The organism is Citrobacter sp. MNAZ 1397 (assembly GCF_023613995.1).
Lineage (GTDB): Bacteria > Pseudomonadota > Gammaproteobacteria > Enterobacterales > Enterobacteriaceae > Phytobacter > Phytobacter ursingii.
Genome location: NZ_JAKIVH010000001.1, coordinates 2729842 through 2741735, shown reverse-complemented (window position 1 = coordinate 2741735; position 11894 = coordinate 2729842). Strand labels below are relative to the sequence as shown.

Sequence of the window (11894 nt, the reverse complement as noted above, 5' to 3'; positions counted from 1 at the left end):
AAAGTGGGGTGGAATGGGCATTGAGGGAAAAAACCCCCACCCGCAGGTGGGGGAAACGAGACACAAATCAGATATCGTCAGGCGTTGCGTGTACCACGCGTTCCAGTGTACTTCGATAGACGTCCAGTTTTGCTATTTCCTGTTCCGTCTCCAGCCTTAGCAGCAGTTCCAGAATGATGTCCTTATTAGTGGCCATGGATTTTCTGGCCAGTAACGTCGCTTTGATATCGGTAATAATCTGTTGCTCAATATCTTTCTCATGGGGATGCAGAGCAAATGGGAATTCACTCTCCGTCTCGTTAACGCTCATCGACAAATGTACCTGTGAAAAAGAGGCTGATGGCTCTCCCGAAAGGGCGAGAGCGTTTTGTTTCGCCAGATAAAACTAGACAGCGATGCCCATCTTTACAAATCGAAAAGTTATGAAATTTCATCTTTCATAACTATCTTTTATATAACCTGTGGCTATATAAAACAGATGTTCATAACGGAGCACAACGGCGTGTGAGTCAGAGAGAGGGGTGAAGTTCCTTGCTTTCGTCTACTGGGACCAGGTCTTCTATCGGCAGGTTTTGCAGACGGCTTTCGCAATACAGGGCGGTGACGATAGCGCTGTTGACCTGATAACCTTTATTATCCACGCGGCTGATAAAATCATCGTCAATGCCCATCATGCTCAATGTCAGTTTCAGATCCTGCATCACCTGCCATAAACGCGGTGCGGAAGAGCGCAGGCCATATTTATCCCAGACATTGATCATCAATCGCTGTGTTGTAATCACGCCTTTACCGCCATGCGCCAGTAAATACATCAGCAAACGTAGTTTGGTGTCGCGCAATGGAATGCGTTCGCGTTTGCCGGGTTTAAGCCGCCCACTGGTATTAATCAGATGCTTATGGATGATATCCAGCTGGATATCTGGACCGATATAGTAGCCGAATAATACTTTGTTCATTATTTTCGTCCTTGATATATGATGTCAGAACTGTTCAGCGATTATACAATTTAAATTCATCAGAGAAACCCGCAAAGTATTACCTTACGTAACGTAGTGGATAATATATTTATCTGGGTTATGTTTTTTGTATTTTATGATGGTAAATATAACCAGCGATAATGTTTTCTTGTTTTTGATAAATTTTGCAATACAAAATACATTCTCTTTACGTTCAGTACATAGTGAACACATAAAAATTTGTGCAATTTAATTACCTGTTTTTAAAGGTGATGTTTTTTGGTTCGTTTTTTGGTGCGCTAAAAATAAGAAAAAATTTCACGAAAAAAACGAGTTGATAATTTGATTTGGCGCAATTTATACAAATTAAGCCAACACAAAATATCCTGGTAATTGTCTTTTGTGGTGGAAGTATCTATTTAACTGCGGGAGGTTAGTGATTCAGTTTTAGTGTTGTGATGATTATGTATATCACCCGTTTAAAGATAAATTTGCTCTCGAAAAGATGGTGAAGCGATAAGAAATATCTTCAGTGGCTTGCCTGTCGCCGTAAGTGTTCGTATCTAAGCCGCCATCTTTATCTGCTTAATCATTAAGCGAAATGGACGTTTGCAAATTTTTATCTCAATTATGGGACATCAAATATGAAAAAGCTTCTTATCGCATCATCTGTGTTGGCAGCACTGACAATGAACGCGGCATACGCGGCACCGGTAACCGAAAATGGCGGTACCATTGAGTTTATCGGTGAAATCACCGACACCACCTGCTATGTAGATGTTCAGGGCACTGTGGATGGCACCGGTGGCACTGCTGCCGCGGATACCTCGAACACCGTACTGCTGCGTCCTGTTCCTAAATCTGAATTTGCAGCAAATGGAGCCGCCGGACGTACGCCGTTCTTCTTACAGGTACACAGCCAGGCATCCGCATTACCTTCTCCATGCGTTATCGGTAAAGTTGCAGTCAGGGACAGTTCCGGTATCCCAACCGGCACTTCCGCTACTGTCACCAAAGTGAAAGCGATTTTCGGTGGTAATCTGGCGACCGGTGACGTTGAGCGCTATGAAAGCCGCAAAGGTGCCGTTGCTGGTGCCGCGATGGCAGCGGAAATGCTGGGCAACGTTGACATGGTGACCGGTTATTTAAATAACATCGCTGTGCAAAACACCTCGCGTGCTTTTGCGGATGATTTGACGGCGACCCCGAGTGATAACGGTGCTGCAACCGGCGTGAAACTGCGCCTGCTGGACAGCGACTACCGTGTTATTAAAGTGGGTGACACTAACGACCAGATCGCCAATAACAAGGCAAGATTACTGGGCGGTGATACTTACAAAGGCGATGCTGATACCACGTCTTTACCGTACTTCGTGGAATACGTTTCTGACAGCGGTAGCGCGGCGGGTGTGACTGCCGGTATGGTTCGTAGCTTTGTCGTATATGACCTGATGTACGAATAATGTCTCTAAGGGGCAGCCTCTGCCCCTTTCTTTTTTACAGGAGTGTATATGGGATTGCGTCATTCATTTAAATGCGCAGCAGTAGCCCTGACCGCCGTAATGCTCTGCGGGATGCAACTGGCGCAGGCAAGTATTGTCATTAATGGTACTCGTGTTATTTATCAGGGCAAGAAGAAAGAGGTAACGGTTACTGTTACTAATAATAATAAAGTGCCTGTCTTAATTCAGAACTGGATGGATGCTGGTATGGAAAAAGCGGTACCGGCTAACATTGCCGTTCCGTTTGTGTTAACGCCGCCGATTAACCGTGTGGATGCGGGTAAATCACAGTCGCTACGTATCACGTATTTAGGATCGCCGCCGTTACCGCAAGATAAAGAATCTGTTTTCTGGGTAAATGTCCTGGAAGTGCCAGCCAAATCGAAAGGGATTAAAGAAGACCAAAGTCGCCTGAATATTGCGTTTCGTTCACGCATTAAATTGTTCTATCGTCCGGCTGGGCTGAAAGGCAATTCGTTGCAGGCTATTAAAGAACTTCAGTGGCAGCCTGCCGGTGATGGCGTCAATGTGACTAACCCGACGCCGTATTATGTCTCTCTACAGCTTCTACAGTATGGTGGCAAAGATACGGAGGGTAAAATGATCGCGCCTGGGGAAACTCAGCATTATAAATTCTCAGGAATTAATAAAGTCACTGATATTAAAAAATTGTATTACCACGCAATAAATGATTATGGCGCATTGGTTTCTGCGCAGGCGCAAAACAAATAAATAAATCAATACCTCTGTGTTTTGCGGTTAATGGATTAACGAAGTTTACCGGGGTTTCTTATGGAATTGTCTAACGCCAGATGTAAAACATTGCCATTTCGAGGCCGGTTGTCACCTGTGGCGTTATCGTTGCTGATGGCTTTTCCTGTCTGGGGTGAAGAACTCGCGAAAAGCGAAGAGAATATCGAAACAACAGCAGTAGAAGAAATTGCAGCGAACGATCCCGATGATTATGCACGCAATGTGGTTGAGTTTGAAGATGACCTGTTGCGTATGATGGGACACAACAAAGTCGACCTTGAGCGTTTTACTTTTGGCTCCAGCGCCACACCGGGCAAATACCGCGTCAGCATTTTTGTCAATGACGTACAAATGGCAAATGATGAGGTGGAGTTCAAGGAGGCGAGCAATAAGCGCGTTTACCCTTGCTTAACACCTAAACTGGTTCGTCTGATCAATTTAAAAGAAGACCGCCTGTCCACAGAGGCCAGGGAGACCATCGAAGCGGCCCACCCTTGTACCGATATTGAAAAACTGATTCCTCAGGCAAAGGTAGAGTTCGACAGTAGCGAGCAGCGTCTGAATATCACCGTGCCTCAGGCAATGGTTAACCGTACCATGCGTGGTGCAGTGAGTCCCGAATTGTGGGAGAGTGGTATTCCGGCTCTGACGTTGGGTTATTACCTCAGCGGCTATGATTCCAGTTATAGCGGTTATGATTCTCGTTCATTATTTGCCTCGCTGAATGCAGGGTTAAATATTGGCGCATGGCAGCTACGCCATAATGGATCCTATAACTGGGATAAAAATCAGGGTGGCAAATATAACGTCACTAATACTTACATTCAGCGTGATATTGCCGCCCTGCGCAGCCAGTTTGTTGCCGGGGAAAGCAATACCACCGGTCAGATCTTTAGTTCCGTGCCTTTCATCGGTGCGCGTATCAACAGTGATTCGCGGATGTTGCCGGATGTGCAACGCGGCTATGCGCCAGAAATTCGTGGTGTAGCAAAAACCAATGCCAAAGTGACCGTGCGTCAGTTAGGCAATGTTATCTATGAAACCACGGTAACGCCGGGCGCGTTTATTATTGATGATCTCTATCCTGCCGGCTACGGCGGCGATCTGGAGATTACTATCAAAGAGGCCGATGGCAGCGTTCAGCAATACACCATGGCCTATGCATCAGTAGCCCAGCTATTGCGCCCGGGCGTTCAGGAGTACAGTTTCACCGCAGGTAAATTACGCGAAACCAATCTTTCCACCGAACCCGTATTCTATGAAGCAACGTATCAACGCGGGTTGAGTAATTACCTGACGGGCTACGGTGGCGTGCAGTTCAGTAAGCACTATCAGTCAGCGCAGTTGGGAACGGCAGTGGGCAGTGTTATCGGGGCATTGAGTGCCGACGTAACCTGGTCTAACAGCGATGTCGGCAAAAAAGGCGGCGGTAAACTGCAGGGACAAAGTTATCGCATTAGCTACAGTAAGCTTATTAACGAAACCGACAGTAATATCACGCTGGCCGCGTACCGTTTCTCCAGTAAAAACTATATGGAGTTTTTGACAGCGCTGCAGGCGCGGGATTATGTCAAAGAAGGCTACAGCGTTGACAGTATCTGGCGTTCGAAAAACCGCTTTAATATCAGCCTGAATCAGGGATTACCTGATGGCTGGGGCAGTGTGTATGCCAGCGCTACCATGGAAAACTACTGGAACAGTAAGCAGGGTTATAACAAATATTACCAGATAGGCTATTCCAATAATTTCTGGCGCTTTAACTACAGCATCAGCGCTGGGCGCAGCAAAACGGCCTCTGGTCGGGAGCAAACGAACTTCTACCTTGGGCTTTCCATGCCACTGTGGGACAGCTTTGAAACCCGCGCGCCTTATCTGAGCCTGCGTTATAACCAGAACAGCGACGGCGGCAAAGGTGAGCAGGCGATGGTCTCTGGTACCTTTGGTGAAAACAACAAATACAATTACAACATGGCTGCCAGCCATGACAATTACAGTGGCACTTCGACCACCATGGGGCTGGGCTGGCAGGGGAGCGCTGCGACAATGAACGGCAGTTATAGCCAGGGAAGAAATTATAAGAGCACCTCCCTGAGCATGAATGGCGCAGCCGTAGTGCATTCTGGCGGAGTGACGCTTTCGCCAATTAATAACGATACTTTTGCGCTTATAGAAGCCAAGGGCGCTGAAGGCGCCAGAGTGGCAGGGTATGCCAGTTCGAAAGTTGATATGTTCGGCTATGCGTTATATCCGGGATTAGTGCCTTACAGTATGAACTCGGTCGCCATCGATCCGGAAGGTTCTTCGCTGGACGTGGAATTTGAAAGTACCTCACAAACTGTCGTACCCCGCGCAGGTGCGGTGGTGAAAGTGAAATTTGATACTCACCGCGGAACGGCAGTACTTATTCGTTCCACATTTGGCGGCGAGCCGGTACCTTTTGGTGCCGAGGTCTTTAATGATAAAAATGCCAACGTCGGTACGGTCACGCAGGGCGGTCTGATTTATGCCCGCGTAGAAGAAGAGAAAGGCACGCTGGTGGTGAAATGGGGTGAAGAAATGCATAACCGCTGTCAGGTGAGTTATGTCCTTGCGCCTGAACCTAAAGACAAAGAAATGCAGGGACTGCCTCAGCAGTTCACCATGCCATGTCAGACATACCAGGCACCAGGACGTTCAGGTCATAGCGGCGGTACTCTGGCAGCCGTTACGCCGTAGTTTTCTTTCCCATAAAGCCTGTCTCGCTTTCGGCGGTAATTTCGATTACCGCCTTTTTTATGTGCCCTTCGTCCCTTTTTTATCGAATAATCACATGCCTGGAATTTTTCGAGCTGGATTCCGGAATAGCGTTTATCACAAATGAAAATTCAGAATAAGAGAGTTTACCAGCTCAAAAAATAGTTTTGTTTTGAAATATTATTCTGCGCGTTGGAATGTGATTAAATATTTCAAAATTAATATCTGTTTTTTATTTTATTGCGAATTAATGTTTTTACGTTTTATGGAAATTGAAGATTAACGATTGAAACGCTACTCTTTTTTGATAAAAAATAAAGTGCCTAATATTAACGGGTGAATATCAATACAATGGGGCGATCATCAAAATGTAGTATCTGTCTGTTGCAGTTTCGAGCATGGCTAACAAAGATGATGTTTATAATATCTCTTTCTTTGAGCTATGGCGAAAAAATAAGTGCGGCAGAACTAACCTGTTTATCCGGAGGAAACCCTGCGCCGGTTAACGTAGAAATTGCGCCTGTAAATATTACTGTCAGTTCACATATCACAGACTATAGCGAGCTTTATCGTCTGAATATGCAAATCGTTGACAATGTTACCGCACGCTGTACCTCCAGCCCGTCTGGTGGGCTGGTTTCAAGGGCGGCGACCTTAACATATGTCTCCGGTAGCGGAGATACCTCACAAGCTGGCTATATTATCTATCCCACTAATGTTAGCGGTATTGGTATATCCGTTAATAGCCTTGATGTATCGGGGTTTCCCGCTATCCCTGCCTGGCCCGCAATGCTGACGATAAGCAGCGAAACCGCGAATGGTACCAATTACTGGCGCCATCAGGGTGTTACCATTCGTCTGTGGAAAATTCCTGGCGATATTCCCTCTACTGTGTCGCCTTTTGGAATTATCGGGCCAACGGTTGTGCAGGGGTTTATTCCCGGTTCAGGGGGGGAACATCTTAACCCGGCAACATTAACCAGCAACCGGGCTTTAAGTGAGTCATTCTGGATAATCAGCGCACGCGCATTGCTTGGCAGCGCGAAACTGTATGTGGGTACCTGTAATCTGAGAACGCCCAATCAAACCGTGCAACTGGGCAAACACCTCAATTTTTATCGCTTTTCAGAATGGCGCGATGCCAGCTTTATCGTTGATTGCCCGGTGAAGGCTTACGGCTATGGCGGAATTGTGAATGGCTCCATAAGCAACAAAACCGCTAATAACAAAAATAAAGCGCCATCCCTGAAAATCATTCCCTACTCGTCGGTTATCGTAAACGATCATTTGGGTAACCCGCTTGGCGGAACAATCGCGCTGGATGCCGGCGGGGCACAGGGTTATGGCGTTCAACTTGCCTGGGGCGATTACAGCACGCAGGTTACGGGTATTAACCCTGTTAAACCGGTGGCGTTTAACATGCCCATCTCGGTCAGTTCGCTGGTCAGCGGTTATGCCCCCACGATCACCTTAGGGGCTAATGCGCCTTCTGCCACCGTCAAAATGGCGGCACGTTTTATTCAAACCGAAGCGATACCACAGCCAGGCAGAGCCAGAGCAGCAATAGAAGTGATTGCTAACTACGAATAAGCGATCGGTGCCCGGACATGGCTTAACCGGTGGTGCCGCCAGGGATTTCATCGGCCCACTGGGCCGCTGTCTTCATCAATTCCGCCACCACGCTGCGGTTAAACCCCAGTCTGTGGCCGAGCGCGCTAACATCTTCCCATTTATGATTTTCGTAAAGCTGCGCCAGATGCAGGTAAGGGTATAGCGGGCCGCGTTTTTCCCGCAGCGCCATCATGACGTTCGCTGAGACGTCGATCTGGCCGATCAGGTCTGCCATCGGCATCTCAAAGATATCATCCAGCTGTGAAAACAGCCCCACGATAAAGGCATCATCAGACGAGTGGCGGCTGATGGAGCGTGCGGCGGCGAGCTCGCAGAATTTTCCACGGATCAGGCAACGATGGTATATCTCGTCCGTCTTGCCGACATTCACCGAGGTTAAACAGGCCACCAGCACAAAACGGCGCAGTTCATTAGTGCCGAGATAGAAAATGATGTCTTTAAGCGACTGGCTGCGCACGTTTTTGATGCCGCGCGCGTTAAAAACGATATTCTGCGCATAGCGCATGAGTTTGAAAGAGAGCGCCAGATCTTGTTTCAGCAAGGCTTCAATGCGCACGAAGTCAGGTGAATCCGCATTGACTTCTTTCATCAATTTCAGCGTGATGGACTGATTTTGAATGAGTTTGTTATTAGCATGGATAACAGGCTTACTGAAATAGTGGCCCTGAAATAACGTGCAGCCGAGTTTTTTATAACAGGCGTATTCTTCCTCTGTTTCCACTTTTTCGGCGAGAAACACAGTCCCTTCCAACAGGTCAGCTTTATTTTTTATGTACGCTTTAATCGCTTCTGGCGTGCTCATCCGCACATCAAATTTGATGATGCTGACATACGGCAGGAAGTCATTCCACGTATCGCCAAGTTCAAAATCATCCAGGGCGATTCGAAAGCCATGTTTATAAAGCTGTTTTACAGTCTGAAGCAGGCGGGGAGTCGGTTCAGCCGTTTCGAGTATTTCCACAATCACACGATCTTTTGGCAATGTCTCGGCCATGCCCTGGACCAGCAGTTCATACGGGAAATTGACAAAAATCGCGCTGTACTCCTTGAGGCGACCCAGCGGCGCGCCAAGAAATTGTTCGACGATGATTTGGGCAGTGGCATATTCCGGGGTAACGTCGGGAAACCGGTTCGTCATGCTGTCTCTGAACAACAGCTCATAACCGACTGTGTTCATATTTTCGTCGAAAATCGCCTGGCGGGCGACAAAAGAAAACATTGGATACTCCATACAGATGCCTGCAAAAAACAAAAACCGGTCAATAAGGTATGTAACCGGTTAATCCCCCATCATTTTCCTTTACCGATGAAATGGAAGCCTGGACGAAAATGGCAAAGACGTGTGTGGGTCTTACAGAAGATCGTATCTTTTGTAAACTTCTGAGGGACTTAAGTCAAATCCCATCTTCATTTACAGGGCATTATCGAGCAAGTTTTCTGTAAAAATGGACTGTCTGCTGAAAAAATAAACCCGATTGCCTGCAACCGGGTTTGGTATGACGTATCTGATTACGATCGAGACACAACCCCGGCTTTTTCCAGCATAGCGTGTAACAGCACATTTGCCCCGGACGTTACCTGTTCCGGTGATGAATATTCTATCTCATTGTGACTGATGCCATCCTTACAGGGAATAAAAATCATTCCAGCAGGTGCGAGCATGCTCATATAAACCGCATCATGTCCTGCCCCGGAAACAATATCCATGGAAGAATAGCCGAGTTTTTGCGCCGCCCGCCGTACGGCCTCTTTGCAATCCGGGTGGAAAGGGGCCGCAGGATATTGCGAGACCTGTTTCAGCTCCACCTGCAGCCCGGTTTTTTGCGCCGTCTGCGCAATAAACGCTTTTAACTCCGCGTCCATTTCATCAACGTCGGCATCGGTCATATTGCGAAAATCGATAGAAAATTTGACGCTGCCGGGCACGACGTTGCGGCTGTTTGGATATACCTGGACCATACCTACGGTTCCGCGACCATGAGGCGCGAATTGCCCGGCAATGTTAACCACTTCCTGCATGATTTGGGTGGCAACCTGCAAGGCATCTTTACGCATAGCCATTGGTGTTGGGCCCGCATGCGACTCCATTCCCGTCACAATACAATCATACCAGCGAATGCCGAGCACCGCCTGAACCACACCGATGGTGATATCCTTGTCTTCCAGAATCGGGCCTTGCTCAATATGCGCCTCAAAGTAGGCGCCGATAGGGTGGGTGCCTGGCACCACGTCACCCGCATAGCCAATTTTGTGCAGTTCATCTTTCACCGTTTTCCCGTCGGTATCAGTGGCCGCATAAGCTGTCTCCAGGGGGAAAATCCCCGCGAACACACCTGACCCCATCATAACGGGCACGAACCGCGACCCCTCTTCGTTGGTCCAGAAAACCATCTCTACTGGCGCTTCGGTTTCAATGCCACGGTCATTCAATGTGCGGATAACTTCGAGCGCAGCCAGAACGCCAAAATTACCATCGAATTTCCCCCCGGTAGGTTGGGTGTCAATATGGCTTCCCGCGACAATCGGCAGCAGGGCATTATTGCGGCCTGGTCTGCGCATAAAAACATTGCCAATTTGGTCAATTTCGACCGACAACCCAGCGGCTTTACCCCAGCCAACGACCAAATCCCGACCCTGACGATCAAGGTCGGTCAGCGTTAACCGGCAAACCCCGCCTTTGGGGGTGGCGCCGATGTGCGCGAGATCCATTAATGATTGCCACAACCGTGCGCCATCCACACGAAGGTCGCTGATATCAATGCGGTTTGTCTCGGGTGATTCAACTTCGCTGCTCATGCTTGTTTCCTCTGTGTCAGATGATTAACGGGCGACGGCCTGTGGTGCGCGCTGGCGCTCCCACGCGGCGGCGGCACTGAAATCCGGCCCAAATGCCGGACGTTTGATATAGCGCCCCGCCCCTTCGCGAACGCGCAGTTCGCCGTCTGCCCATACCAGTTGGCCCTGGCTCACGGTATAGGCTGGTACACCGGTAACCGTGCGGCCTTCGAAAATATTGAAGTCATTGCGCGAGTGGTGGGTGCTGGCGGAGAGGGTTTTGCTACCTGTCGGATCCCAGAGCACCAGGTCGGCATCCGCCCCCGGCGCTACACAGCCTTTACGGGGATAAATATTGAAAAGGCGCGCGGTATTCGCGGAGGTTATCGCAACAAACTCACTCGGCGTCAGACGCCCACTGTTCACCCCGGCATCCCAGATCACTGCCATGCGCTCTTCTACACCGCCGCAGCCGTTAGGGATCTTCGTGAAATTGTCGCGGCCTGCTGCTTTCTGACTGGCGCAAAACGTACAGTGGTCGGTGGCGGTGGTGTGAAGCTGGCCGGATTGCAGGCCATGCCACAATGCTGACTGGTGGGATTTATCGCGAAACGGCGGGCTCATCACATGCGCGGCGGCGAAGCCAAAATCCGGATGGCGATAGACGCTGTCATCAATCACCAGATGCCCCGCCAGCACCTCACCATAGACACGCTGTCCGCGTCCACGCGCCCGTGCGATAGCGTCGGCAGATTCGCGGCACGAGACATGTACCACGTAAATCGGCACACCCATAATGCTGGCCACCGTAATCGCCCGGTTGGCCGCTTCACCTTCCACTTCCGGCGGACGGGAAAGCGGATGGGCTTCCGGCCCGCTGATGCCTTGCTTAAGCATCTCTTGTTGCAACAGCCAGACCATCTCGCCGTTTTCCGCGTGTACGGTGGGCATCGCCCCCAGTTCCAGGCAGCGGCGGAAACTGTTCATGAGCGTTTCGTCATCGCACATGATGGCGTTTTTATAGGCCATGAAATGTTTGAAGCTGTTGATGCCTTCCTGTTGCACCAGCGTGCCCATGTCCTGACGTACGCTTTCGTCCCACCAGGTGATGGCGACATGAAAACTGTAATCTGCCGCCGCTTTTTCTGCCCAGCCGCGCCACTGGCGGTAAGCGTCCATCAGCGGTTGTTGTGGGTTGGGGATGACGAAATCGATAATGGTGGTTGTCCCGCCCGCCAGCGCCGCGGCGGTGCCGCTGTAAAAATCATCGACCGTGGTGGTGCCCATAAACGGGAAATTCATGTGGGTGTGCGGGTCGATGCCGCCAGGCATGACGTATAACCCGCCCGCGTCCACGGTTTCGGTACCGATGGGAAGATCCCACTGGGATGCATCGCCGACGGCTGCGATGATGCCGTCGACACAGAGCACATCGGCACGACACTGATGGTCCGCGTTGACGACCGTGCCGCCATTAATCAACAGGTTACGCATTCGTTTTCTCCTGTAGTGCATTGGTTTGGTGAGTGATGTTCATTGTCCC

At 49.4% G+C, this 11894-nt stretch carries 9 protein-coding genes; 4 read left to right on the top strand and 5 right to left on the bottom strand.

Features of this window, described 5'->3' with window-relative positions; all coding sequences use genetic code 11:
- Positions 1 to 67: 67 nt before the first annotated feature.
- Positions 68 to 310 carry a biofilm development regulator YmgB/AriR family protein gene (locus L2097_RS12885; protein ID WP_082137073.1) on the bottom strand — a complete coding sequence of 81 codons (243 nt, stop codon included), beginning with the start codon at positions 308 to 310 and terminating at the stop codon, positions 68 to 70.
- Between the two features lie 199 nt (positions 311 to 509).
- The gene (locus L2097_RS12880) at positions 510 to 956 is read right to left on the bottom strand and encodes a winged helix-turn-helix domain-containing protein (RefSeq protein ID WP_052958871.1); all 447 of its coding nucleotides are present in this window, start codon (positions 954 to 956) and stop codon (positions 510 to 512) included.
- Positions 957 to 1600: 644 nt separating this feature from the next.
- Between L2097_RS12880 and L2097_RS12875 the strand changes: the two genes are divergently transcribed.
- The 4 genes from L2097_RS12875 to L2097_RS12860 all read left to right on the top strand — a co-directional run bounded on the left by L2097_RS12875 (position 1601) and on the right by L2097_RS12860 (position 7534).
- On the top strand, positions 1601 to 2419 hold the full coding sequence (locus tag L2097_RS12875; protein ID WP_250352954.1) for a fimbrial protein: 819 nt from the start codon (positions 1601 to 1603) through the stop codon (positions 2417 to 2419).
- Positions 2420 to 2467: 48 nt separating this feature from the next.
- Entirely contained in the window at positions 2468 to 3190 is a 723-nt protein-coding gene (locus tag L2097_RS12870; protein WP_250352953.1) for a fimbria/pilus periplasmic chaperone, read from the top strand.
- Positions 3191 to 3307: 117 nt separating this feature from the next.
- Positions 3308 to 5926 (top strand): fimbria/pilus outer membrane usher protein, encoded by a 2619-nt coding sequence (locus tag L2097_RS12865; protein WP_250352952.1) that lies wholly within the window; start codon positions 3308 to 3310, stop codon positions 5924 to 5926.
- Positions 5927 to 6355: 429 nt separating this feature from the next.
- Complete coding sequence (locus L2097_RS12860; RefSeq protein WP_085005665.1) at positions 6356 to 7534, top strand: hypothetical protein; 1179 nt, start codon at positions 6356 to 6358, stop codon at positions 7532 to 7534.
- A 22-nt stretch (positions 7535 to 7556) separates the two neighbouring features.
- On the opposite strand, the gene L2097_RS12855 is transcribed toward L2097_RS12860, so the two are convergent.
- The 3 genes from L2097_RS12855 to hydA form a co-directional block, all read right to left on the bottom strand.
- A complete protein-coding gene (locus L2097_RS12855) occupies positions 7557 to 8795 on the bottom strand; it encodes an EAL and HDOD domain-containing protein (RefSeq protein WP_250352951.1) in 1239 nt (412 codons plus the stop codon).
- 290 nt (positions 8796 to 9085) lie between these two features.
- Positions 9086 to 10372: a Zn-dependent hydrolase gene (locus L2097_RS12850; RefSeq protein WP_250352950.1), complete on the bottom strand. Its 1287-nt coding sequence runs from the start codon at positions 10370 to 10372 to the stop codon at positions 9086 to 9088.
- Positions 10373 to 10396: 24 nt separating this feature from the next.
- The gene (gene hydA / locus L2097_RS12845; RefSeq protein WP_250352949.1) at positions 10397 to 11845 is read right to left on the bottom strand and encodes a dihydropyrimidinase; all 1449 of its coding nucleotides are present in this window, start codon (positions 11843 to 11845) and stop codon (positions 10397 to 10399) included.
- Positions 11846 to 11894: the final 49 nt, after the last annotated feature.